This is a genomic window from Rhodobacter sp. SGA-6-6 (genome assembly GCF_011043545.1).
Taxonomy (GTDB): domain Bacteria; phylum Pseudomonadota; class Alphaproteobacteria; order Rhodobacterales; family Rhodobacteraceae; genus Pseudogemmobacter.
Genome location: NZ_JAAKGP010000016.1, coordinates 15368 through 40945, shown reverse-complemented (window position 1 = coordinate 40945; position 25578 = coordinate 15368). Strand labels below are relative to the sequence as shown.

Sequence of the window (25578 nt, the reverse complement as noted above, 5' to 3'; positions counted from 1 at the left end):
TGTTAATGACTGGTTTCTGCAACTGCAAGATGAACAGGTGCTTTCGGGAAAATTGTGATCGGATGCTTGGCGGAAACGCGCCTAAACAATGGGTTAGACTTCGTCATCTCCGTGCGGCACCGCAGCATAGGCGGCGATCTCGCTCAGGATAGCGTCGATCTCGGCCCAGACTCGGGGCTCCAACTGCCCGCGGATCAGGGTCCATTTGCTCATCACGTTGAGCGGGTCGTGGGCGCGCAGGAGGGTGGTCACAGTGGCGTCATCGACTGCCAGCGAGGTTCGTGCACGCCATTCGGTGATCCGCGTGCGCCGCTCCTCGGCGGGAGGGATGAAGTCGGGCCCGAGCTCCCAGTTCTTCACTGCACGGCGCAGGGCGGCGCGGATGACATGGGCCGGATCGACGCCGCAGTCGATCAGGGCTTCCTCCTGCCGTTCCAGCGCGTTCACCCGGATGTCGATCTTGCGCGTCGCCGGAATGCGGCGTGGGCGGATGGGAGATACCATGGCAGCGGATGCTGCACGCCCGGCTGTCTCCTGGCTGGGCTGAGAAGCGGGCGCAGGCTGCGTACTTGGCGGCGAAACAGCGTGACTGTCCAAGACCACAGGCTCGACGTTTGCAGGTTCTGCCTTCGTCTCAGTTCGCAGAACCTTTTCCCTTCCCGGGTCTTCTCCCACCTCTGGACGCAGGGATGCAGCATAAGCCGGGTCGGGCCGTGTGATGGTCGGGATCTTCTTCCTCACAACCCCGTCCTCACGCGGCCAGGATGTTGTTGAGGATGTCGGTCGCCTCTTCGAGGGCCTCCACCACATGGCGCACATGGGGGCGCATGAGGGGGTTCGGATCGGCCTGCTTTTGCAAGGCCACAGCGTGCAGGAGGCCCTTCTCGTCCATCTCCTTGTAGACGTTCCGCCGCATCATCACCGTCTCGACTACCGGAAACCGCGCGATCGCCGCCTCAATGAGGGTAGCATCGGCACGGGTGGTCTTGGGGTCGACCATGTTCAGGACCACGTGGTGGCGGGGCAGGCTGTCGGGGTCATCGACGCGGGCGCGGAGCTTCTCGAACCAGTCGGCGGTCTGCGCGCCGACATCGAGATCCGAAGTCGAGAGCATCACAGGCGTCACGATGTGATCGGCCAGAATGGCGATCCCGTCCGACCACTCAGCCCCGACGCCGGCCGTGTCGATGAAGATGAAATCGGCCGATCCCGCCGCATAGACCTGCTCGATCCGGCGATCCACGGCCCCCACGCTTTCGACGGTTGCCGAGCGCAGGAGCGGTGATCCCAGCCCCGCGGCTTCAGCCCGCTTGTGCCAGGTGCCAAGCACGCCGGTGCTGTCGGTATCGATCAGAAGGACGCGACGGCCAGCGGCAACAGCAGCGCTGATCAGGGCGCGCGAGAGCGTGGTCTTGCCACTCCCCCCTTTCCGGGCCATCGCGGCGATCACCACGAGATTGTCGTTCGGCATGGGGGCGGACCTCTCACAAGAATAGTGAAACGCAGCAAAGATGTTTCATCGTCGCTAACCCCCGCGCGCGACGGCGTCAAGCAGAAGACGGGATGCGGGCTGCCTCAGGCGGAATGCGGGGTCCATGGTGCATCGCGCAGGGAGCGAAAAGCACCACGCTCGTGACACCTGGCGTTCTCCCGTCCGCGCGATGCGGTCCCCAGATGACGCGCGACATGCCACATCGGCCATAGTGCGCGACGCAGGAAGCGTGACGCATACCGCACGGGACGTGGACCATCGGGCACCACGCGCGATGCGGGCAGCACGGGCCATCTGACACTTGCCAGAAGCCGTGCTGCAGGGCGCGCAAGACGCAGTCCAAAGGACGCGATGCGCGGTGCAGGCAACGCGGGACGCGTTGCATTGAGCGCCTTGCGCGCTGCATTTGCCAAAGGACGTCAAATCGGCCCGAGAGGCCGATTTTCTACATTGAGTACAAGCCCTTGGTGCCTTCTCCGCTTGTGCTGGGAGAAGGCGGGCTTGTACGAAGTTGGCAAGAAATAGGAACGTATACTTCACATGGGTAGCACCCGCCGACTGACCGATCAGGAGCGCCGTCAGATCGTCCGGGAACGGGCGAAAGGCGTCTCAGTCAGTGCGATCAGTGCGGCGCTGAAGGTCTCCCCGAAGACCGTCTACAACGTGCTGAGCCGGGGTCGTTCCGCCGTCTCCGCCAACGACAGCCGCACCCGTGTGCTGACCATGCGGGTCACTGATCGCGACCTTCGCGGCTTCGATGCAGCCCTCGCGCGGCGCGGCATTGCCCATCGGTCAGATGCCATGCGCTGCCTGATGCTGGCTGCCGACGATCTCCTGCGCCCCGATGAGGGCATGACGGATGAGCTGAAGGGTTTGAGCGCGGCGCTGAACCGGGTCGGGAACAACGTGAACCAGGTCGCGCGCCGTCTGAACGAGGCAAAGCTCAAAGGCGAGCGCCTGCCCTACACCCCCGCCAGTCATGCCGAAATCCGCGATCTCGCGGTGCTGGTCTTCGATATGGCCGACCAGATTCAGGAGATGTTCCGTGCACGCCGCCGGACATTGGACCTTGAGGTCACTAAAGCTCTCGCCAGTCTGGCGCGGCCGCAAGCGGAACAGGTGACCCAGCATGGCGCGGAGTGAGGCGCGCGGTATTGGGCCCGCCCTCTTTGATCGCCACTGGAGCCGCGTCTCAGGCAGCTGGCAGGGGCTGGCGAAGAAAGCTCATATGGTCCGGGCGGCGCGGGGCTATTCGCCCGCTATCTTCAAGCCAATCTCGAAAGGCGGCTGCCACACGGGCGCGCAGCTGAAGGCACAGCTGACCTATCTCACAACCAAGTCGAGCCATATCCTCGACAGCCGCGGCACCCATGACGGCAAAAAGACCCTGACCGAGGCCGAGATCAACCGGGTCGTGCGGCGCTTCGAGAACCAATGGGGCGAGCGGCACAGTCCGAAGCTCGGCCATACCTCGCATCTTCTGATGGCGTTTCCCGTGGGCACCAGCGGCGAAGAGGTGCGCGCGATCACCGAGGCGGTCTGCGAGCGGTTCTTTCAAGGTGAGGGGTCGCAATTCGACTATATTGCTGCAATACACCAAGATCGCGCACATCCACATGCGCATATCGTTCTGAACCGCCGCAGCAAGGATGGCGAAATGTTCTTTCTCGGGAAGGATCACCACTTCAACTACGACGCCTTCCGGGTGGCGATGGTTGAGGCGGCGCAGGTCCACGGGATCCGGCTCGAGGCGACACGGCGTCTTGACCGGGGGGTCACGACCTACCGTGCCGAGATCGACGAGGTCTACAAGGCACGTGACGAAGGCCGACCGCCCGTCGAGCGCCAGCGCACAGGCGCTGATCTCGCCGCGGCCCTGGAGACGGTGGCGCGCAATGCGCTGGCCTATCGGGGTCTGGCTGCCGAGGCATCCCGGTCGAACTTCGACGACGTGGCCGAGGCGCTCGAGCGGGCCAGCACCATCCTTGCCAGTGGCGGTCAGATCCAATCTGACGGAGCCATCTACATGTCCCAAGACGAAACAGCGTTTGACACGCTGATCACCGAGTTTTCCCAGAACATCCGTCAGATCGAGGCGGCGATTGACCGAGCGCCTGCGGCGGAGCGGCCGGAGATCGAGCGCAAGCTCACCGATGTGCTGGCATCGGTCGCGCATCTCAATCCGCTCGGTGACCGCTCGGCCGCGCTCCTCGACGCACCATCGCGGGACGGGGTCTATGCCCGTGCCAACATGCGCGAGGACCAGATGGCGCGCCTCGACGATGATGGGGTGAAGGCGCGTCTCACGGAGGCACTGCAGGGCACAGGCATCGATCCCGAAGCTGTGGCCGCGCGCATGCGGGAGGGGGCAGGCAATGCCGCGCTCGAACGGCAATGGCTGGCGCAGGATCTGCGCGCCATCGCCAAGGCCGGCGATCTCGATCTGGAGAAAGGCGAAGATCGCGAGGAAGCGCTCGATAGGCTGGAAGCCGTTCATGTCCGCCTGGGTGATACCTTGACCGATGCACGCATCCTGCGGGCGGTGGACGAAGCCGATGAAGCGGAGGATGCCGAGGCTTCTCTAGCCGAGCGTGTAATGCTGCCAGAACGCAATCTGGCTGACGAGCGGCCAGATGTGTTTGCTCCGTCCGAGCGGCAGGACTTCCAGCAGCTGGTCGCTCAGTTCCGCCGGACGGATTTCGACCACCCCTTCTCGGACGATCCTTCCGTGCGCAGGGCCGGTGCCGTCGAGGTGGAAGAGGCCCGCGCCGCCTTCAACGCCTTCGCACAAAGGTCGCCCGATCATGCCGAACTGGCCTCGATAGCCTGGGACAAGATCACCGACAGCCGCAAGCCGCAGGAGTTTGCCGTCGAGGAAAAGGACCGCAGGCTCCACGCGGGCGATATGGACCTGGCCCTACGCCATCCTTCGGATGATCTTGGGCCCATCACGGAAGACGCGCGCACCGTTGCCCGCTACCGCGCGGAAATGCCGGATGACGCGTTCGGGGCTGCCGTGCAGAAAGAGATCAACCAGCTGCGCGCCATGGGCGCCTCACGCGCCTATATCAGCGAGAGAAGCTTCGACATCGAGGACAAGGCCCGGCAGGATTATGCCGAACGGCGCTTTATGACCGAGACTGCCCCGGATGTGTTGACATTCCTGCAGCGGGCCGAGGCCGAGGATGTGAAGCCGCTCATCGAGACCGATGGGCAGCGCCTCGCCGCCCAGATCGACCGCAACCTCACGCCGAACGCGGTGACTGCCTTGCGTGCTGGCCATGTTGATGTGCTGGAGAAGTTCACCGAGCATCCGCTGCGGCAGCTGGAGCTTGCCAAAGCCTATCTGGAGAGCAGCGAGGTGACGGCCCATGGTCCCGCCATGGAGCGGGTGCTGGATGCCCTGGCCGAAGAGCAGATCGAGGCACAGCGCGCCCGCCATGCCGCGGTCCACGGCGAAAAGGGGATCACCCATGGATAAGGGCAAGATCGCGGGCGGGATCCTCAGCCTGACGCTGGTTGGCCTCGCCATCGGCTATGTCGTGGCCACGGGCTACCTGACCATTCGCTATGGACTGTCGACGCAAGCCTTCGATGTCACCCTGCTCGCGCGGGAATACCGCGCCCTCGGTGCCAGCGCCCCGCGGGACTTCCTCTGGGTGAACCTGATCCTCGCAGGCTTCGGCATTGCCGCGCTGATGCTGAGCGTCACGCTTCTCGGCGATGCACTGACGCGCTTCGGAACGACCCATTGGCAGACCCGGGGCGAGATGAAGCGCAACGGCTTCTTTGCCAACCCGGGCGGCGGGTTCCTTCTTGGCAAGCTCGGCCCCCCGAAAACGAAGCGTCCCTTCCTCGTCTCGAAGACCTTCCCGCACGCGCTGATCGTGGCGCCCACGGGTCGGGGCAAGGGCGTGGGCTTCGTGATCCCGAACCTGCTCACCTACAAAGGCTCGGCCGTGGTGCTCGACGTGAAGGGGGAGAACTTCCGCGAGACCTCACGCTTCCGCGCAAGCATGGGCGACAAAGTCTTCCGTTTCGCGCCGACCGACTGGGACCGGCCCACCCACCGCTACAACCCGCTGGCGCGCATCGCCGCCATGACCAACCCCGATCGGCAACAGATGGAGTTGAAGCTCACCGCGAAGCTCTTCCTGCAGACCGACAACGAAAAGCTGAGCGGTCTCCTGGCCGGGGGCATCGATCTCTTCGTCGCGGCCGGTCTTCTGGCCTTCGAGCGCGGCGTGCCGACCATCGGCGAGATCTACCGCATCACCGCCTCAGGCGGCGACAAGCAGAAGGAGTACCTGAAGCGCTCGCAGGAGGTGAAGAACACCTCTGCCAAGCTGATCTTCGAACGCATGGCCTCGACCAACAACGACACCCTGACCTCCTACCTCTCGCTCCTGATGACCTCTGGTCTCGACACCTGGGACAACCGCGCGATCGACGCGGCCACCGCGACCTCGGACTTCTCCTTCCGGGACATCCGGCGGCGGCCCCACGCGATCTACCTTGTGGTCGAGTCCGAGATGATCCGCCCCCTGGCCCCGTTGATCCGGCTCTTCTTCTCGGACCTGATCGCCTCGCTGCAGGCGCAGGAGCCGGGCGACGATGAGCCTTGGCCGGTGATGATCATGCTTGATGAGTTCGACAGGCTCGGGAAGATGCCGATCGTCGCTGAGAGCATCAAGACGCTGCGCTCCTTCGGCGGGAACCTTGCCATCGTCACCCAGACCATCCCCGCGCTGGACGAGATCTATGGTGAGAACACGCGCCGCTCGCTGCAGGGTGGCGCGGGCGTGAAACTCTACCTCACCCCGTCCGAGCAGAAGACCATCGAGGAGCTGAGCCAGGCTGTGGGCAAGACTACCAAGCGCGTCGTTACGCGGTCCCGCGCGGTAGGGCGCAACCCGTTCGAGGGGCGCAGCGTTTCCGAGCGGACCGAGGACACGCCGCTCCTGACCGAGGACCAAGCCCGGCGCATGGACCTGGACGAGGTGATCCTCGTGATCGACGCGCAGATGCCGATCCGGGCGCGGCGGATCAAGTACTTCGAGGACCCAGTGCTGAAGGTTCTGCATGCCGGTCAGGCGGGGAGTTTTCCTTATCCAGATGAGGACGGGCTGCGGCGGGATCGGCAGATGACCGACACACGGGAGACCGTGCAGAGGCTCAAGCTGGAGCTGCAGGAGGTGCGGGCGGCTGCAGGGGCGAAGGAGGTTGCGGCTCCAGCTGCTTCGCTCTCGACAGGGGATCCTAGAACGCCGGGGCAGTATCCAAAGCCTGTGCCTTCGCGTCGCGCACGGGGGCGTGCTACCCGAGACGCTGTTGATGGTGACGTGTCCGGGCAGGTGTCGGTAGATCTGGCTAGCCTGGGACTCAAGGAGGCAGATAGGAACGAACTTGCGTCAGCAGTTAAGACAACGCGTGCCATTATCGCGGAGTATACCTGACCGGCCCTTTGCGGTCGCTCGATGAAGCGGGATGCTGCGCGGCGGCGTTTCTGTTAGATGACATTAGTTCGTGGACGCAGTATTTTTGGGCGACGGGCGGACAGCGTATCTGCGGGACGTGCCATCACCAAACCCTCAGCCCAACCCCGCAGGAGACCTGCCGAGATCGGTCTTCTCGTCGTCGGAGTAGCAGAAAGGACAAGTCCCTGCCCCCGCGTCAATGTCAAAGACCGGCCAGTCGGTGCGCTGATTCAACGTCATCCGGCTTTCGATGACCGGCCTGTCGGTCTGCCCTGAAAAACATGCGATTGCGACGGAGTTTCCAAAGACATCATGCGTCCAGATCACGCGAGCCTCGGGCTGGATGATCAGATCGAAGGCCCGTTACCTTCCACTTCTGCGTTTCATGGTGGCGTAAGCATTATCCGATGCGGATGGACCCGAGTTGCGCGGGAGACCGTCCGACCTGGGCGATACCGTGGTCTTCCAGGCAACTGTGGCTTTGCTGCACCTGCAGATCCGATTTTGAACCCATCGCTGTGAAACACTATCTGCGTTGCAGGTAAAGCCTTTGCACGGGGAGATTGCCATGGGCCACAGGCAGCGGTGGTCGGTTAAAGCTGCGCAGAGACACCTCTTTCCTTCGGCGCCGCAGAACGGGGGTGCCAGGTGGCCCTGGACTGCCCTGTGGGTTCGGGGTTGCGCAAAGGTCGGCGGCGTCGGGGTCTACCCCGGCGCCACCCCTTCTGACCACAGCATGGCACGGGCCGCCGCAGTCATGATACAACGTGTCACGAGGTGGGTAACGCCAGTGCGGCAAGGCAGGCGGTAGCCAGGTCGCGGTCGGGCGCCGTGGCACCCGGCAGGGTTGCCCAGCCGGTTTGCATCAACGCATCGCGCCTGCCACTGAGCGGCGTGCCAGTGATCGTCTCCAGTTTGGTCAGCCGTGCCGGATCGGTGGTCGACATGCCGACGCAGACCGGAACGAAGGCTTCGGTGACCTGTTTGGCCGACATGCTGCGCGCCATGTTGTCAGCACTGGACGAGGTCATCCATCCGGCCCAGGAAAAGCCGAGGATAGCAACGGAAATGCCGCCTGCCAACGCGCCGATCAATCCGGGTTTCAGCCATTCTGGGGTGTTCATGATGTATCCTTTCAGGACTTGGGGGCCGCGCGGAACGGCGCAACCTGACCGGTCCCAGCTTAGCCCGGCAAATCCGCAACGGGACCGATCGGAGTTAGTTTCGGACCAACTCCCGTCGGCCAGCATCAGGGCTGTCGGCCAATCGGGCGGAAGGGCGTCGCCGAGACGGGCCGGGCCATTGGCGGATGATCTCCGTCCTGCCTCTCGCCTGCGCAGGACTGCAACCGGGGCAAACCTGCATCAGTTTTGATCCCCGCGCATCGGTCTATGGTGAGATCTGATCCGCGAATGACCGCGGGTTAATCTGCACCAGTCCCCGGCAGACCTTCGCGCAGCCCGATCCGGGGCTTGCGGGAAGCCGTCCGTGTCTGGTCGCTTCATAAGGGTGAAAACATGTCCATGGACATTCAGAGTTCGACCGTCGAAAAGATGAAATCCGTCCGGGCAGCCTGGGAGAAGGCTTCTCCCGGTCCCAAGAGGGACGCAGCCATGACCCACTACCAGGCAGCCGAAAAGGCCCAGACGGCGAAGAATGACGCCGACTGCGTGAAGTCGCTGAACGCGGCCACCCAAGCGTTGGCCTAAGCCTTGCCCGCCCTTCCGGGGAACCAATCCCGGAGGGGCAACCCTGCTCTCAGGTCAGCAGCGGCCCCTCGTGATCCAGATAGGCGCGGTCGAAGCTTGCCAGATCGACCAGCGCCTCGTAGTCGTCAAAGATCACCCGGCCCTTCTGGAAGGTCAGCAACCCGTCTTCGCGCAATTCGCGCAAGACCCGGTTGACATGGACCGCACTCAGCCCCAGGGCATCGGCCAGGACATATTGCGACAGCGGGCAGGCATAGCCCGCCCTGTCGCCAAGCCCGACCAGCCGCAGCCGCGCCCCCAGTTCCAGCAGGAAATGCGCCATCCGCTCCGTGGCGGTGCGGCGGCCCAGATCCACCAGACGCTCGACCGTCATCGCCTCGTCCCGCGAGGCGGCCCAGAGCACGGCGGTCGCCAGCCGCGGCGTTTCGGTGAAAGCGGTCAGCAGATCCTGCTGGCGTATGACCGAGGCCTGGACCGGCGTGACCGGTTCGACATTGTGGTCCGAGGTGCGGAACAGCACCGACCGCAGGCCGAGGAAATCGCCCGGGATCTGCACCCCCACGATCTGCCGGCTGCCACTGCGCAGGATCTTGTAGGACGAGGCCCAGCCCGAGGCCAGGACATAGGCGCCCTGCCCGGTCTGGCCCTGATGGATCATGTCCACGCCCACGGCGAACCTGCGGCGCAGGCGGTAGAGGTCCGACATCACCGCCAGATCGCCCGGCGACAGCCGGACAAAGGCGGAAAGCTTGCGGGCGAACGGGCTGTCCTGAAGCGACAGTGCGCTGCCTGGCTCTGTCACGGGGCACCTCTCTTCACTGGGCAGGGTATCTCTGCGGTCCGGTTCCCGCACAAGGCCGCGGATTAAGGCGGGCCGCGCTGATGCAGATCAGTCCATCGCCGCATTTTCCTGCGAGACTCCCGCGCAGGCCGCAGGATCGGGCAGGTCTGCCTTGCAGTGTGGCGCAAACTCCGCAGAAAGTCGAAACACAATGACCGCTTTGCCCGATGTCGCAGGACTTGCCGCGCTTGCGATCTGCGAGTCGCTTCTGCTGGCGCTGAACGACCGCAGCATCCTGCCCGAGCGCGAGATCGTCGGTATCCTGAAGGATGCAGCGGCAGCCCATGCGCAGGCCCCCCGCGGCGATGGCGACGCGGCGGTGCATCAGGCGGTGGCGGGACTGATCAACGGGATCATCGACAGCGGAAACTCCGTCCGCCGCCGCTAGGCACGCGCGCCGGGGCCGGTCTGTCGTGAAATCGGTCCCGGGCCCAACACAGATCAGCCTGCCGCCCGCGAAGGCATGGCATTGCTCAGGCAGGATGCCGCAAACGGGCGCGACGCGAGGGAGGGCACTCCTCTGGCCTGCCACCCGGATTCTGCCCCGTGCCCCTGCGCTTTTCCCCGAAAAGGACCACTACCATGGACCAGATGGATTCCCTTCTCCGCGATCAGATCCTGTCGCACCTGCCGGTGCTGCGGGCCTTTGCGACAGGGCTTACCGGCAATCCCGATCGTGCCGCCGATCTGGTGCAGGATACGATGGTCAAGGTCTGGAGCCGCATCGACAGCTTCCGTCCCGGCACCAGCCTGCGCGGCTGGCTGTTCACCATCCTGCGCAATACCTGGTTCTCGGAGCTGCGAAAACGGCGGCGCGAGGTGGCGGATCCCGAAGGCCTGTTTGCTGCCCGGCTGACGGTCATGCCCGCGCATGACGGCGTATTGGCCCTGCGCGAATTCCACGCGGCCTTTGCCCGGCTGTCGGCCGAGCACCAGCAGGCGTTGACATTGGTCGGCGCCCTGGGCCTGTCCTACAAGGAGGCGGCAGAGCGTTCGGCCCTGGCGGTCGGCACGGTGAAAAGCCGGGTCAGCCGGGCGCGAAGCGACCTTCTCGGCCAGATGGGCATCTCAAGGGGCGAAAGCCCCATCCCCAGCCCCGACCGCAGCTTCCATCTCGCCGTGGCGCAGGCCTGATCGTGCATCAGGCGCAACATTCGACACCGAAACTGATCTGAAGCAGCATGGCGCTGCCGGAACAGGTCCATCACAGGACAAGCGCCTGAGTTGGCGTCATGCTTCTTGAAAGGCACATCCCATGAAACTCGGATTCTTGCTTGCGGGCACGGCTGCTGCCTCTCTGGCCCTTGGTGCCGGAGCCGGCTTCGCCCAGGACACATTGACCGGCATCGCCTCGGTCGAAGACCGGATCGACGACATCGACCGGGCCGCGCGGATCGACCTTGATCGCGGCAACGATCCCTTCCGCTACGGCAATCCGGAATATCGGGACGGCCTGTCCGGCAGTGCCTCGCTTGGCTACTCGGGCAAGACCGGAGCCACGGATTCCAGCGAATTCAGCCTTGGCGCCCGCCTGCGCGCGGCCAACGGCCCCTTCGTCCAGAACATCGGCGTGGTGATGGATTTCGCCGAATCCGGCTCGGTCAAGACCAAGGAGGACGTTTTCGCGATCTATGACGCGAACTACTATCTGACCGATTCCTTCTATGCCTTCGCGCTGGGCCGGGTGAAATCCGACGGGCTTGCCGCGACGGCGGACGATGTGAAGACCGATGCCTTCATGGGCATCGGCCCCGGCTACCGGATCATCAACACCCCCGACCTGAGCTGGCGCGTGCAGGCGGGTATCGGCATCAGCTATCTGGAGGACGGGCTTGAGGATTCGGTGACCGAGACCGGCTACATCGCGTCGTCGCGGCTTTACTGGCGCATCAACGACATGCTGTTCGCCACGAATGACACCGATGTGCTGGACTCCGACAGTGCGACGCGCGTGAACAACGATCTGGGCCTGAACGTCAAGATGTCGGAGATGTTCGCAACCCGCATCAGCTATCTGACCGAATACAACGACTCGCGTGCCGTGAAGACGGAAAACAGACTGGGCGTCTCTCTCGTCTATTCCTTCTGACAGAAGACGGCCAGGACAGGGGGCGGGGCGGGGGAAATCCGCCCCGTTTCCCTGTCGACCAGCGCGGAGAATATGGCCCCCTGCGCGAATGGGGATCGCATCAAGCGATGTTGCATGGTTTGCGGACATCGGGTGACGGACGTTCTACGCAACTGGTGGAAGGCCGGCATCAGAGACCGACGCCCTCCGACGACTGATGGTCACGGATGTGCCGGGCTCTCCATCGGTCATCCGGATCTCACCCTGCAGATTCCTGGCGAGCGCTTCCACGATGCCGGTGCCGAGGCCGGCCCTGGGGGCTTCGCTGCCGGTCGGCATTCCGATTCCGTTGTCGCTCACCGACAGTGTCCAGTCCGAGCCCGCCGAGCTGTAGTCGATCTTGATCTTGCCGGTCGGCTGATCCGGAAAGGCGTGCTTGAGCGCGTTGATCACCAATTCCGTCACGATAAGCCCCAGACTCACCGAAACATCTGCCTTCACGGCACTGTCATCGACCGTCACCTCTATCGAGAGCCGGGCCGGATCGGAGATCATCGATGCGCCGAGGCTTTCGCAGAGTTGCGTCAGGTAGGGGCGGAGTTCGACGGTGACGGCCTCTGAGGTCGAGAGCTGCTTCTGTACTGCCGCGATCGACATCACCCGGTGATGAGCGTTCCGGAGATGTCCGCGCGCCTCCTCCGACTGAACCCGGCGCGCGCTTTGCAGGAGAACGCTCGCAATGATCTGGAGGCTGTTTGCCACCCGGTGCTGGACTTCCTGGATCAGGATCGCCTTCTCGCGGACCAGATCGTCTTTCAACCTGGCCTCCGCGCGCGCATCGGTCACGTCGGTTATCGCCAGCAGCAGCCGGATGTGGTCCTTGAGACCGTCATCGAGTGTCCGCGCATTGACGATCAGGTTTCGTGTCTTCCGGTTCGGCCGCCGAAGGTCGATCTCATAGGCTTCGATCTGCGCGCTTCCCGAAACGGTCGCCTTCAGCAGCGAGGCAAGCCTGGGCATCGCCCATTCGCCGTTTCCTATATCGCCGAGCAGCCTGCCGGGAAGCGTCGCCGGATCTATTTCGAAGGCTCGGCAGAAAGATGCGCTCGCCGCGATGACCTTCTGGTCTGAGGACAGGAAAAGGAGCGGCTCGTGAGACGAGACCACAATGGCAAGCGTACTCGCCGCCTCGAAATGGACAACTGGTTCTTTTGGCATGAAGTGGCCCTCGTGGACCGAAAGCTCGCGAAGCGGGCCAGCACTCGGCTGGAACATCGTCGAAGATAGGACCTTCGGCTGAAGTTCCGGAGGCACCCTATCACCTCCGCCCCGGACTGGCACCACGGTTAATCGGCTTGGTATCCGTTTTGCCCTATCGATGAGCGGCATCCGCCAGGACCGAGACGTCCGTAGCCGGAGCGTTCCTGATCGCCGCCGGAGGCCCGTTTCGAGTGTTGAGGTACACTCGACATCCGGTCGTGGCGGCATTCCTTCGTTCTCGGCCGTCTCGATTGGGAACTCCCGCGGGACTGACGAATGCACACTGTCTGTCATCTCAGCGACAACTTCAGCAGAGTCGCGGCAGTAAGGGCGTGTTCCTTCTGGTGGTAGTCGCCCCAAAACTTGCCATCGGCCTTCACCTGCCAGATGCCGTTTCGCTCAACCACCTGAACGCGATCATGCTGCGCTGGCCGTCCCACGGAAGAAACCGGTCCCCTACCATCTCTCAGCAACCCCGGTTGCTCATCAGTCACTTCGGGCACCTTGGGCCGAGGTGCCTGCAATTCTCCAAGGAGAATCACGGCGCGGATGAACTCTTCCGCGTAGTCGTCGGTTTCGCGGTGGTCGTGTTCGTGCCGCGCCATCTTCATCTGTTCTACGAACCGTTCCTTCAGGTGGTCGATGAAACATGGCTCCGTGCGCGCCATATAGGCGATCACCGCCTGCAGTATTCTTTCGTGGGCCAACACTCGCCGTTCTAGATCAGTGGTCTCCGAAGGTCGGGATGGAGGAGTTTCCGCACATGCCATGCCTTGTTCCTCCCTGAGTGAAGTGGTGTGGGATCTTCCCGATTCGCTCTTTCGCTCAAAGCCCAAGTGCCGCGAGGCAGGCTTGTGCGATCTCCCTGTCTGGGGCATCGGTTCGAAGCTAAGTCCCAGAAGGAGTTCTTCTTTGAAGACGACCTCGTAGCCGACGGTAGGTAGTTTGCCCAAGTATCCCGGCAGGACGAACGCGTTCGAAAAAGTCACTGTCGATCTGGACAACCGTAATTTCATCCCGGGTCTCCACGATAATGGCACCAGTCGTCCATCACTGTCTGCGGCCCCTGGAAAACCTGGCCGACGCAGACGAACCATCTCTCATCTTCTATCTCCGGATCATCCGAAGGACGCTGACGCATGTTAGCCCCGGCAACAAGAAGGCGACCTACGCCCGCCGAGGTGATTATCCACCGCCGAATGACCGCTCTTTCAGAATTGCCGCAATCGCCATGCCGCACCACCTCCAGACCGCTTTCCCGCCCTGAGCTAACTCGCTGCGCCAGCCAGACTAATCTCCGCTTACCCCCGCCTGACGGTCAGTTCTGGGTGAACTGGTCGCGCCGCACCTGCAACTGCGCTGCGCGCCGGGAGACGGGCCGCTGAGGGCCACAAACTTGGGTGTTCTGTAGTGAGCGGAAGCGATCTTTGCGGTCGGGAGGCGGGAATCATGCCTGCGGGGTCGCGTCGGCATTCAAGTAGCGGGCCGACAGCAGGTGATAGGGGCGTGACCGCAGGGCGGCGATAGCCACCAGAACACCGACAAGACCCGCGACGGTGGGGCAGGGCAGGAGATTCCCGAGCTGGCCGAGGATTACAGTCTGATCGGCGTTCCCGGCTATGCCGGGCGGCTGGTGCTGGCCGCGATCCCCTACCTGATGCACGACCGGCCCTTCGTGCAGGGCATCACCGCCAGCGCCGAGATCGGCGCGGCGGTGGCTAAAGGCATCCCGGGGCAGGGTGCGGACGACGGGTGATTCTGTGCCCGGAACGACGGATTTGAAACGACAGATGGAAGGAATCAGACCATGGCGAGCAAGCAAGGGACGACCGCAGGCATCCCGCAGGGATCGGGCGGCGAGACGCAGCAACGCGGCGGCGAGGCGCTGACCACCAATCACGGCGTTCCGATCTCGGACAACCAGAACTCGCTGAAGGCGGGCGCGCGCGGGCCGACCCTGCTGGAGGACTTCGTCCTGCGCGAGAAGATCTTCCACTTCGACCATGAGCGGATTCCCGAGCGCATCGTCCATGCCCGGGGCACCGGCGCGCATGGCTTCTTCGAATGCACCGAGGTGATCCCCGATCTGACCCGGGCGTCGCTGTTCCAGAAGGCGGGCGAAAGGGTGCCGGTCTTCGTGCGGTTTTCCACCGTGGCGGGCTCGAAAGGGTCGAAGGACACGCCCCGCGACGTGCGCGGCTTTGCGGTAAAATTCTATACCGAAGAGGGCAACTGGGATCTGGTCGGCAACAACATCCCGGTGTTCTTCATCCAGGATGCGATGAAATTCCCCGACCTCGTCCACGCGGTGAAGCCCGAGGCGGATCGCGGCTTTCCGCAGGCGGCCTCGGCGCATGACACGTTCTGGGATTTCATCTCCTTGATGCCGGAATCGATGCACATGATCATGTGGGCGATGTCCGACCGCGCCATTCCGCGCAGCCTGCGGATGATGGAAGGCTTCGGTGTCCACACCTTCCGGCTGGTCAATGCGGACGGTGAGGCGAAGATGGTCAAGTTCCACTGGCGCCCCCGTCTGGGCCTGCAATCCACGCTGTGGGACGAGGCGGTGAAGATCTCCGGCGCCCCGACCCCGACTATCACCGCCGCGACCTCTATGAGGCGATCGAGGCGGGCGATTTCCCGGAATAGGAGCTGGGACTGCAGGTCTTCGACGAGGCCTTCGCCGATGCCCAGCCCTATGACGTGCTGGACGCGACCAAGCTGATCCCGGAAGAGGACGTGCCGCTGCGCATCGTCGGGCGGCTGGTGCTGGACCGCTGGCCCGACAACTTCTTCGCCGAGACCGAGCAGGTGGCCTTCCTGCCGAGCAACATCGTGCCGGGGATCGACTTTTCCAACGACCCGCTGTTGCAGGGGCGGCTCTTCTCCTACCTCGACACCCAGAAATCGCGGCTGGGGACGACGAATTTCCACCAGATCGCGGTGAATGCGCCGAAATGCCCGATGCGCAACTTCCAGCGCGACGGGATGATGCAGACCATGGTGCCGAAGGGCCGCGCGAACTACGAGCCGAACAGCCTGGCCGAGGCGGGTGAGGACGGCGGGCCGCGCGCCAGCGATCAGGGCTTCGTCTCGGTCGCGCGGTTCGAGGAACCGGCGGCAGAGAAGCGCCGGGTGCGGGCGGAGAGCTTTGCCGACCATTTCAGCCAGGCGCGGATGTTCTTCGCCTCGCAGACCGAGGTGGAGCAGGGGCATATCATCGCCGCGCTGGTGTTCGAACTGTCGAAGGTGAAGCTGCCGCATGTGCGGGAACGGGTGCTGGCACAGCTGCGCAATGTCGATGGGGCGCTGGCCGCCCGGGTGGCCGCGGGGTTGGGGATCGACCTGCCGCCCGCAATCCCCCCGGCCAAGGCGCCGGTCGACCTGCCGGTGTCGGATGCGCTGTCGATCCTGAAGCAGGAGGCGCCGGTGGCCGGCCGTTGCCTGGGCGTGCTGGTCACGGACGGGGCGGATGGGGCCGCGGTCGATGCGCTGAAGGCGGCCGTGAAGGAGGCGGGTGCGTCGATGAAGATCATCGCGCCCAAGGTCGGTGGCGTGGCGCTGAAGGGCGGCAAGCATTTGCCGGCCGATGAGAAGATCGACGGCGCGCCTTCGGTGCTGTTCGACGCGGTGGCGCTGGTGCTTTCGGACGAAGAGGCGCAGGAGCTGCTGGGCGAAAAGGCGGCACTGGATTTCGTCTCGGACGCCTATGCGCATTGCAAGGCCATCGGCCACACGGCCGGGGCGCAGGCGCCGCTGGACAAGGCCGGGGTGGCGGCGGACGGCTTCGTCCTCGCATTGCCCAAGGGGGCAAAAGACCTGGTCGCCCTGCTGTCGTCGCGCGAATGGTCGCGCGAGAAGACCGTCAAACTACCGCTCTGATCCTGAAGCGGCGGATCCAGGTCGCCTGTCAGGCGGCAAGGCACGGGGGCGCGCGCGAAGACCTCAGGCTGCGGTGTCCCCGACCGGGCCCAGAACCAATGTCAGACGATGGGCACCATCCTGCAGACGGACGGACAGGCCATCGCTGTTCGGCACCAGGGCCGCACCATCCAGCTCTGCCGATCCGACGCCGCAGCCCGCGCCATGAGGATTGCGGATGGTGACGGCATAGCGGGCGGCCCCAAGGGCGACGGTGGCGGTCAATTCGGGCCAGGCTTTCGGAAAGCACGGATTCAGGCGCAGCGTATCGCCCGCGCGGGTCAGGCCCAGCAGCCCCTCGATCCCTGCTCGGTGCATCCAGCCTGCGGAACCCGTGTACCAGGTCCAGCCACCGCGCCCTTCGTGGGGTGCGGTGGAATAGACATCGGCGGCCACGACATAAGGTTCCACCTTGTAGCGCCCGGTCTCATGCGGGGTCCGGGCGTGGTTGATCGGATTCAGCAGCGCAAAAAGCCCATGCGCTGCATCGCCGTTTCCCAGCCTTGCCTGCGCCAGAACGGCCCACATTGCCGCATGGCTGTACTGCCCGCCGTTCTCGCGCAAGCCGGGTGGATAGCCTTTGATATAACCGGGATCCTGGGGCGTGCGGTCGAAGGGCGGGGTGAAGAGCAGGGCAAGCCCCGGATCCCGCCGCACAAGATGTTCGGTCATCGACTCCATCGCGATCCGGGCGCGTCCGGGGTCGGCGGCGCCGGACAGGACCGCCCAGGACTGCGCGATGCTGTCGATCCGGCATTCGTCCGACAGGGCAGAGCCGAGGATCGTGCCGTCGTCATATGTCCCGCGACGATACCATGCGCCGTCCCAGCCATGCGTCTCGATCGCTTTCCGCACCGATGCGGCGTGATCGCGCCAGCGCGCGGTGCGCATGGGGTCGCGGGTATTCGCAAGGGGGGCCATCATGTCGATGGTGGCAATCAGCAACCAGCCGAGCCAGACACTGGTGCCCTCACCGCCTTCGCCGACCCGGTTCATGCCATCGTTCCAGTCGCCGGTGCCGATCAGCGGCATCCCGTTCTGGCCGGTCAGGGCGATCGCCTGATCCAGCCCCCGGGCGCAGTGTTCAAACAGCGTATCCGTGGTTTCCGAAACCTGCGGCTGGAAGAAGTCGTCATGTGCGTCGGGGGGCACGGGCGGGCCGTGCAGGAAGGACACCTGTTCGTCCAGGATCGCCGCATCTCCCGACATCGCGATGTAGCGGGCAACGCCGTAACCCAGCCAGACCCTGTCGTCCGAAATACGGGTACGCACGCCCTGGCCGGAATGCGGCAGCCACCAATGCTGCACATCCCCTTCCGGGAACTGACGCGAGGCCGCCCGCAACAGGTGGGCGCGCGTCATGTCGGGACGTGCGAAAGTCAACGCCATGCCATCCTGCAACTGGTCGCGGAACCCGTAGGCGCCGCTGGCCTGATAGAACCCGGCACGCGCCCAGATGCGGCAGGCAAGGGTCTGATACATCAGCCAGCCGTTCAACATGATGTCCATCGCGCGATCCGGGGACTTGATCTGGACCGGGGTCAGAAGGTCCGACCAGTGCTGCCCGACCTCTGCCAGCATGGCGTCGGTATCGCCTTCACGCAGGCGCTGGATCAGGGCGGCGGCGGCGGCTGCATCCTCGGTCTGCCCCAGCACGAATGTCAGATCCACCGTCTCGCCGGGCCGCAGGGTCACGCGGCGTTGCAGGGCGGCGCAGGGGTCAAGCGCGGGCCCGGTGGTGCCCAAAAGAGGCGCGGTCCGCAGGCCGGCCGGCGCTTTCATCGAGCCGCCCAGGCCAAGGAACTCGGCCCGATCAGCGGTCAGGCTGGCGGTGCCCGGCCCGAAATCGGCAAAGGCGACGCGGCCCGGAAAGGCGGTGCTGAAACTGTTCTCGGCCAGGATCGCCCCCGTGGCGGCATCCGTGCGGGTGCAGATGTGGGGCACGCAAACCCCGCGCGCCGTGCCCAGCACCCATTCGGCATATGCGGTGACCGACAGCCGACGCGCGGTCGGGCCGGTGTTGCGCAGGCGCAGTCGGCTGATCTTGGCCGGGGCGTCGAGCGGCACGAACTGCACCATCTCGGCGGCGATGCCATGGCTTTCGTGCCGGAACGTGGAATAGCCGAACCCGTGCCGCGCGACATAGGTGCCGGGGCTTCGCATGGGTAGGGCGGTCGGGGTCCAGATATGGCCGGTCTCCAGATCGTGCAGATAGATCGCCTCGCCCGCCGGGTCGCTGACAGGGTCGTTGGACCAGGGGGTGATCTGGTTCTCGCGACTGTTTTCCGACCAAGTATAGCCGCTGCCATCGGCAGAGACCTGAAAGCCGAACCGGGGGTTGGCAATCACGTTGATCCACGGCGCGGGCGTGGTCTGGCCGTCTTTCAGAATCGTCACATATTCGCGCCCGTCTTCGGCAAAGCCGCCAGTGCCGTTGAAGAACTCAAGCTGCGGCAGGTCTGCCGTCGGCGAAACGGCTGCTGGTAGGGCTGCGGGCAGGGCCGCCGCGAGGCTCGTCTCCGGTGGGCGAGGTGTCAAAAGCGCCAGCTGCTGGCCAATGCTGCCGCGGCTCGCCACCAGAATGACGCGCGCGACCGACAACAGCAATGCGCGCGCGCCGGGGGGCAAAAGGTCGGCGCGAAGCGTATGGATCGATCCCCTGACCGGCGAGTGAATGCCGGTGGCCTGCGGGCGCGCGCCTTCGGCGCGGGCGGCGCTGTCGATGGCGATCTGAAGATCCTGCACATAGGAAGACGAGCGGTCGTTCAGGATGACGAGATCTACCGCAAGCTGCCGCATCCCCCAGAATTCATGCGCGCTGAGCAGCTGATGCAGGACGGCGATATCCCCCGCATCCTCGATCTGAAGCAGCACGATCGGCAGGTCGCCGGAAATCCCCAGGGCCCAAACCGCCGATTGTGGCGCCGCCCCGGTGACGATCTGCCCCGGCGTGGCGCGCAGGCGCGGATCGTTGCGGGTCACCATACCGCCAAGCGTCTGGAAATCGGCGGCATCGGCATGGGTTATCCCAAGGTGGCGCAACTGCACCTGGGCCTGGGTCCAGGCCAGGGTCGCGGCCCGCGCAAAGGCGGAAGGGTCGCGGTGGCGGTCGACAAGGTCCAAAAGCGCATCGGGGCTGTCCGCAACCATGGTCCAGAACGTGACGCGGGCCACGCCGCCCGGCGGTATGCCGACCCGGCGGCGGATCGAGAAGATCGGGTCAAGCACGGTGCCGGTGGTGCCGGACAGGGGGGTGACGATCATGGCCGCCGTCGCCATCTCGCGGCCGCGGCCGATGAAACGCGCCCGGTCGGTTTCGATCTGGATCGGCGCGGTTTCCTGCCCTTCGACCACCGCGATATGGGCGGCCCATATCTCGGGGTCGTGGGGGGACCGGCGGCGGCGGGTGGCGATGATGACGCCCAGCTCGGGCAGGTAGTCGGTCACGACGAACATCTTGGAAAAGGCCGGATGCGCCTGATCCGCCGACGGCGGCGCCAGCACCAGCTCGGCGTATGAGGTCACGTCGATTTCACGCGTCCGGCGGCTGCTGTTGGTGAACGTCACCCGCCGGGCCTCGGCGTCATCTTCGGCGGACACCACGATCTCTGTCTTCGTCGTCAGGCGGCGGTCCTGATGGGTGAAGGCGGCGTGATGTTCGCAGAAGAAGGCGCTTTGCTTGTCGGGTGTCGCGCGGGTGGGCTGAACGCCTGCGGACCAGATCGCACCCGTGGTCGTGTCGCGCATGAAGATGAACGAGCCGTGCGCCGCCTGCGTCGATTCCGCCCGCCAGCGTGTGATCGCCATGTCGCGCCAGCGGCTGAAACCTTCGCCCGTGGGGGTCAGCAGCACCCCGTAATTGCCGTTGGACAGAAGATGAGCGGTCGGAGTTTCGCTGGCCGGGGCATCGAATGTGCGGACGGCAGGGGCATCGCTGTGTTCGGTTGCGGTGACCGGCACTTCGGTCGCACGCGGCGGGGCGCTGGCGACATCGCGCGGGATGCGCTCTTGCAGCAAGAGCTCTACCCCTTGGATCATCGGTTCGGCGTGAAACCGTTCGCGCAGGCGGCCATTCAGCAGCGCGTTGGCGATGGCGGTGATCGTCATGCCCTGATGATGCGCCATGAAACTGCGGATGATCGCCAGGCTTTCACCGGCCTGCAACCGGGACGGCGTGAAATCCACGGCCTCGTAAAAGCCATGGCGACCCTCGGCCCCCAGCGCGGCGAGCCGGGCAAAGTTGCCTGCGGCGGCGACGGGATCGACCATCGCCGCAAGACCCGTGGCATAGGGCGCGATCACGCGGTTCTCGCTCAGCCCCCGCTTCAGCCCCAGCCCCGGCACGCCAAAGTTGGAATATTGATAGGTCATCTCCAGATCCCGGGCGTTGTAGGACGATTCCGAGATGCCCCAAGGAATGCCAAGCCCCTTCGCATAGGCCATCTGCCGGGCGACGATCAGCCGGGTCGTCTGCTCCAGGACCGACCCCGGCGGCGCGCGCATCACCAGCGACGGCATCAGGTATTCGAACATGCTGCCCGACCACGAGATCAGGGCCGATCCGACACCGATGGGCGTGGCGGGGCGGCCCAGCCGGAACCAGTGCCGCGCCTCCACGTCGCCTTTGGCGATGGCAAAGAGGCTGGCTAGCCGAGCCTCGGATGCCAGCAGGTCATAGCAGTTGGTGTCGGGTCGGTTGGTGGCCACCGAAAACCCGATGGAAAGCAGCTTCTTGTCCGGGTCCAGCAGGAAGCCGAAGTCCATCTCGGTGGCGATTCCGCGCGACAATGCCTCGACCTCGGCAAGCAGGGCGGGCTGCGGCTTATCGCCAAGATGGTCGTCAACCGTCGTTTGCAGCGCGGCGATCCAGAACCCCAGGTCAGAGACTTCTTCCGTGTGCATCGCCCGTGCCTGTGCGATGATGTCGCGCAGCGCGGCAAGGGACGTCGCGGGGGTGAGCGCACGGGTCTGGATATCATCCAGCACGCGGGCCAGATCGGCGCTTTCAGTGTCCTGCGGCATCGCCCGCCGCGCAAGCGCGGCGGTATCGGCGAGCGCCTGGCGCACGGCGGCCTCGCCCCGGTCATCCCCGGTGGCCCAGGCGCGGCAGGCCTGCGCCACGGCGATCAGGTGCCCGGCCAGGTTGCCACTGTCCACGGACGAGACATAGGCCGGGTCCAATACCCGCAGGTCGCGCGTATCATGCCAATTGTAGAGATGCCCCCGATAGCGCGGCATGCGCTGGATCGTTAGAAGCGTTTCCCTCATGCGCTGCAACGCAGACCGCTGGCCGATCCAGCCCATGTCATGCGCAGCGACGGTTGAAAGCAGGTATAGCCCGATATTGGTGGGCGAGGTGCGGCTCGCGATGGCAGGCTTCGGGATTTCCTGCAAATTGTCGGGGGGCAGAAAGTTTTCGTCCGCTGTTACGAAGGTCTCGAAATAGCGCCAGGTGCGGCGCGCGATCAGCCGCAATTCCAGCGCCTGCGCCCGCGAAAGGACAGCGGTGGCTTGCCTGGCCCGGGGAAGGCTGACCACCCGTGCGACGGCCGGGGCGGCCAGCCAGGCCAGCGCGAACAACAGCGGCAATGGCCATGCAGTCGGGTTAACAAGCCAAGCCGTCCCGCAGGTTGCCAGCCCCAGAAGGACGCCCGGCGCCATGTGCAGGTATTGGCGCGGCATGGTCGGCCGCGCGCCGCTGCCGGCCTGTGCGGCGGTCATCCATTCCAGCAGATGCCGCCGTGACACCTTCAGCCGCCACAGTGTGCGCAGCATGGCATCCAGCATGGTGGCCGCCACATCGGCCAGAAACACCAGGCTCAGGAGGATCTGCCCCAAGGCGGTCAGGGCCTCTGCCCCAAGCGCTGCGAAATGGCTGCGCAGCCTTGCCCCCGGCCGGGCGGGCAAAAGGCCGAACGGCAGCGGCAAAGCCCGCGGCAGAGACAGCATCGTGACGACAAGCACGGTCCACAGAACCGCCAGCGGCAGCGGCAGCATCCAGCCCGCCAGCAGGGCCAGCAGGGCCATGGGGGCCAGTAGCGACCGCCGGAGATTGTCGACCATCTTCCAGCGCCCGACCGAAGGAACCCCGCTTTCCAGAATACGCGGCAGCAACTGCCAGTCCCCCCGCGCCCAGCGATGCTGGCGGCGGATGTCGACATCGTATCTGGCCGGGTAATTCTCGACCACCTCGATGTCCGACGCCAGGGCGGCGCGCGCGAAGATGCCTTCAAACAGATCGTGGCTGAGCATGGTGTTTTCAGGCACACGCCCCGCCAGTGCCGCCTCGAACGCGTCGATGTCGTAGATGCCCTTGCCGGTGAAGGAGCCTTCCTGGAACAGGTCCTGATAGACATCCGAAACAGCCGCGGCATAGGGCTCGATCCCGCCGGGGCTTGAAAACAGCTGCTGGTAGATCGACCCCTCCCGCCCATTCGGCAGGGTGGGGCAGACCCGGGGCTGGAGAATTCCGTAGCCCCCGGCGACGCGCCTGTCATCGTCCCCGAACCGGGGACGGTTCAGGGGGTGGCTGATTTTTCCGATCATCTGCGCCACGGTTCCGCGCAGCAGCCGGGTATCGGCGTCCAGCGTGATGACATGGCGGATGTCTTCCGGCGGCGGGCCGCTGAGAACCGAGAAACTGGTGTCCGTGGCCCCCCGCAGCAGCCGGTTCAGCTCGACCAGCTTGCCGCGCTTGCGCTCCCAGCCCATCCAGACCCCTTCGACCGGGTTCCACAGGCGGCGGCGATGCAGCAGGTAGAACCGGGCGCCGTCCTCGGACGGATAAGCGGCATTGAGGCGCGCGATGGCTACCGTAGCCGCAGCGACGATGGCGGCTTCCCCGGCATCGGTCTCGTTTGCTGAATCGGCGGTGTCGGACAGCAGCGCAAAATGCACCGCCCCGCCCGCGCTGGACAAGTGATGCACCTCCAGCCGTTCGATCAGTTCGGGGATCTCCGCGATGTCATGCAGCAGCACGGGAACGACCACCATCGTGCGCAGATGTGCCGGGATGCCTTTCGCCAGATCGAGGCCGGGCAGGGGCGTCGGGGGCACGGTCCGCGTGACGATGGTGTTGACGATGGCAGCACCCAGATCGAACGCGACAGGCAGACCCGCCAGCGCCAGCAGGACCAGCGCAACACAACCAGCGCCCGCCGTGCCCATCAGGGTCAGGGCGACCGCGATGAGCGCCAGGGCCATGGAGGCAATCGCGGCCAGGTAACCCGTCAGACCCAGGCGCCCGACCCGGCGCATGACAGTCTGGCGGATAGGTGGGCGGTATCCGACCTGCGCCTCAAGCGTCGGGCGCCCGTCGCCGATCAGCCAATGCCCCGGATCGCGGCTGTGATCCGGGACGCCTGTGGCCGCAAGCGTCAGGCAGGCCTCTGTCACCGCGCTTTCCGACAGCGGGCTGCCCCGGGACAGGCCCTCGATCTCGGTCCGGTATCGGTTCCTGGTGGCGAAATCCATCGCGGGATAGGTCGCGCAGCGCCGCAGTTGCGCGTCGACAAGGCTGACCTCCTCAAAGAACTCGGCCCAGTCCATTTCGGAAATCAGCCGCATCGAGGTGACGATGTTCCGCATCGTGACATTGGAGGCGCCAAGCCGCGTCTGGATGTTGGCCACCACATCGTCGATGGTCATGCCCTGACGCAGAAGCCTGCTTTCCAGCCAGCCGGAAAGCGGCGTCTGCAACGGATCGACCCCCCGCAGGCGCTTGGCTATCTGCGCGGCAACCGTTTCGGGCAAGGGCGCATCCTCGAAGGGTGCGACCGCTTTCTGCATCGCCGAAAGCTGCGACTGCCCGGGTGTCCGGCCAGCGGCAAGAACGGCATCGACAATCGCATCCGCCTGCTGGCGCAGCGCATGGCCATCTACGATCTGAAGCGCCAGCCGACGCATGTTTTCGATCAGCACGATGCGCAGCGTGATCGCGACGGCCCAGAGTTCGCCGATCATCAGGGGCTGGACCTGCTGGTAGGCGCGCACAAAGCGTGCCAGCACCGTCCCGGACAGCAGGCTGTCGGTATGCGCCACATAGGCCCATGCAAGGCCGAAGACGCGCGGATAGCCTACGAAGGGGCCGTCCGCCAGCTTTGGCAGGTGGCGGTAATAGCCGGGCGGCAGATCCTCGCGGATCTGGCGCAGTTGCTGTTCGACCAGGTGGAAATTGTCCAGCAGCCATTCCGCGGCGGGCGCCATGGTCTGGTCGTCCCGCACCCCGTGCGAGCAGGTCCGATAGGCACGCAATAGCACGCCCGCGTTTTCTCTTACCCGGCTGGCAAGCGTGCGGACGGCCAGCGGCCTGCCCGTCACAACCGCATGTGCGGCCGCAAGCGACTGGGCATGATGCTCAAGCCGCTCGGTGCCGAACAGGTCGGCCCGGACCGGGGACGGGTCTGCCCAGACATCGGCCGGTCCGGACCGAGGCGCCCAGGGCCATTCGACCAGGGCCAGTCTGCTTGGTCTCCTCACTCTGCGGACAATTTCCGGCCTGCATCAACCGCCGGCGCAGGCGGGCGCTCGGCGATGGCTGCCAGTCGGGTATCGGTCCGCGTTCCCTGCCGAAGCCCCTGAGTCTTCGGCGTCGTCTTCGGCGTTGCGCTGTCGGGCGTCAGATCCCCGCGAACGCGCCGGGTCATTGCGGCCCATTTGTTTTCGATCTGGTCCCAATCCATGTGAAATCCTTTCGGTCATGGCAGTGTCCGGGTCGGGTGGATTCCCACACGAAAGAAGAACGCCGGCGCAACCCTCTCGGCTCTGCACGAACGCTCAATGAAAGACAGGCATTTGCCCCAGAACTC

At 65.0% G+C, this 25578-nt stretch carries 16 protein-coding genes and 1 pseudogene; 9 read left to right on the top strand and 8 right to left on the bottom strand.

All coding sequences use genetic code 11. From position 1 onward, the window contains the following. Positions 1 to 93 precede the first annotated feature (93 nt). Both G5B31_RS18860 and G5B31_RS18855 read right to left on the bottom strand, forming a co-directional pair. The gene (locus tag G5B31_RS18860; RefSeq protein WP_240904491.1) at positions 94 to 504 is read right to left on the bottom strand and encodes a hypothetical protein; all 411 of its coding nucleotides are present in this window, start codon (positions 502 to 504) and stop codon (positions 94 to 96) included. A gap of 247 nt (positions 505 to 751) precedes the next feature. After that, positions 752 to 1471 (bottom strand): ParA family protein, encoded by a 720-nt coding sequence (locus G5B31_RS18855; protein ID WP_131389182.1) that lies wholly within the window; start codon positions 1469 to 1471, stop codon positions 752 to 754. 561 nt (positions 1472 to 2032) lie between these two features. Here G5B31_RS18855 and G5B31_RS18850 point away from each other — a divergent pair. The 3 genes from G5B31_RS18850 to G5B31_RS18840 are packed head-to-tail and all read left to right on the top strand — an operon-like array spanning position 2033 to position 6948. Next, entirely contained in the window at positions 2033 to 2635 is a 603-nt protein-coding gene (locus G5B31_RS18850; protein ID WP_165019758.1) for a helix-turn-helix domain-containing protein, read from the top strand. Continuing rightward, complete coding sequence (locus G5B31_RS18845; RefSeq protein WP_165019757.1) at positions 2622 to 4973, top strand: relaxase/mobilization nuclease domain-containing protein; 2352 nt, start codon at positions 2622 to 2624, stop codon at positions 4971 to 4973. The genes G5B31_RS18850 and G5B31_RS18845 overlap by 14 nt, the downstream gene beginning before the upstream one ends. Next, entirely contained in the window at positions 4966 to 6948 is a 1983-nt protein-coding gene (locus G5B31_RS18840; RefSeq protein WP_165019756.1) for a type IV secretory system conjugative DNA transfer family protein, read from the top strand. The genes G5B31_RS18845 and G5B31_RS18840 overlap by 8 nt, the downstream gene beginning before the upstream one ends. Before the next feature lie 791 nt (positions 6949 to 7739). Here G5B31_RS18840 and G5B31_RS18830 read toward each other — a convergent pair. After that, positions 7740 to 8093, bottom strand: a complete 354-nt coding sequence (locus tag G5B31_RS18830) for a hypothetical protein (protein WP_165019754.1) — start codon at positions 8091 to 8093, stop codon at positions 7740 to 7742. Positions 8094 to 8486: 393 nt separating this feature from the next. Between G5B31_RS18830 and G5B31_RS18825 the strand changes: the two genes are divergently transcribed. Continuing rightward, positions 8487 to 8678, top strand: a complete 192-nt coding sequence (locus G5B31_RS18825) for a hypothetical protein (RefSeq protein WP_165019753.1) — start codon at positions 8487 to 8489, stop codon at positions 8676 to 8678. Positions 8679 to 8727: 49 nt separating this feature from the next. On the opposite strand, the gene G5B31_RS18820 is transcribed toward G5B31_RS18825, so the two are convergent. After that, complete coding sequence (locus tag G5B31_RS18820) at positions 8728 to 9480, bottom strand: Crp/Fnr family transcriptional regulator (RefSeq protein WP_394352145.1); 753 nt, start codon at positions 9478 to 9480, stop codon at positions 8728 to 8730. A 190-nt stretch (positions 9481 to 9670) separates the two neighbouring features. Between G5B31_RS18820 and G5B31_RS18815 the strand changes: the two genes are divergently transcribed. The 3 genes from G5B31_RS18815 (at position 9671) to G5B31_RS18805 (ending at position 11608) form a co-directional block, all read left to right on the top strand. Beyond that, entirely contained in the window at positions 9671 to 9907 is a 237-nt protein-coding gene (locus tag G5B31_RS18815) for a hypothetical protein (protein ID WP_165019752.1), read from the top strand. Positions 9908 to 10101: 194 nt separating this feature from the next. After that, a complete protein-coding gene (locus G5B31_RS18810; RefSeq protein ID WP_165019751.1) occupies positions 10102 to 10653 on the top strand; it encodes a sigma-70 family RNA polymerase sigma factor in 552 nt (183 codons plus the stop codon). Positions 10654 to 10774: 121 nt separating this feature from the next. Continuing rightward, positions 10775 to 11608 (top strand): YdiY family protein, encoded by an 834-nt coding sequence (locus G5B31_RS18805; RefSeq protein ID WP_165019750.1) that lies wholly within the window; start codon positions 10775 to 10777, stop codon positions 11606 to 11608. 144 nt (positions 11609 to 11752) lie between these two features. On the opposite strand, the gene G5B31_RS18800 is transcribed toward G5B31_RS18805, so the two are convergent. Together G5B31_RS18800 and G5B31_RS18795 are read right to left on the bottom strand one after the other, a co-directional pair. Next, the gene (locus G5B31_RS18800; RefSeq protein ID WP_205912018.1) at positions 11753 to 12862 is read right to left on the bottom strand and encodes a sensor histidine kinase; all 1110 of its coding nucleotides are present in this window, start codon (positions 12860 to 12862) and stop codon (positions 11753 to 11755) included. Between the two features lie 275 nt (positions 12863 to 13137). Then, positions 13138 to 13617 carry a hypothetical protein gene (locus G5B31_RS18795; protein ID WP_165019749.1) on the bottom strand — a complete coding sequence of 160 codons (480 nt, stop codon included), beginning with the start codon at positions 13615 to 13617 and terminating at the stop codon, positions 13138 to 13140. Between the two features lie 863 nt (positions 13618 to 14480). Between G5B31_RS18795 and G5B31_RS21415 the strand changes: the two genes are divergently transcribed. Then, positions 14481 to 14603 carry a hypothetical protein gene (locus G5B31_RS21415; protein WP_276616199.1) on the top strand — a complete coding sequence of 41 codons (123 nt, stop codon included), beginning with the start codon at positions 14481 to 14483 and terminating at the stop codon, positions 14601 to 14603. A gap of 51 nt (positions 14604 to 14654) precedes the next feature. Next, positions 14655 to 16732 (top strand): annotated as a pseudogene (locus G5B31_RS18785) (catalase). A 63-nt stretch (positions 16733 to 16795) separates the two neighbouring features. Here G5B31_RS18785 and G5B31_RS18780 read toward each other — a convergent pair. Further along, the gene (locus G5B31_RS18780) at positions 16796 to 25249 is read right to left on the bottom strand and encodes a GH36-type glycosyl hydrolase domain-containing protein (protein ID WP_346763935.1); all 8454 of its coding nucleotides are present in this window, start codon (positions 25247 to 25249) and stop codon (positions 16796 to 16798) included. Further along, a complete protein-coding gene (locus G5B31_RS18775) occupies positions 25246 to 25452 on the bottom strand; it encodes a hypothetical protein (protein ID WP_165019748.1) in 207 nt (68 codons plus the stop codon). Before G5B31_RS18775 ends, G5B31_RS18780 begins: the two co-directional genes overlap by 4 nt. Positions 25453 to 25578 lie beyond the last annotated feature (126 nt).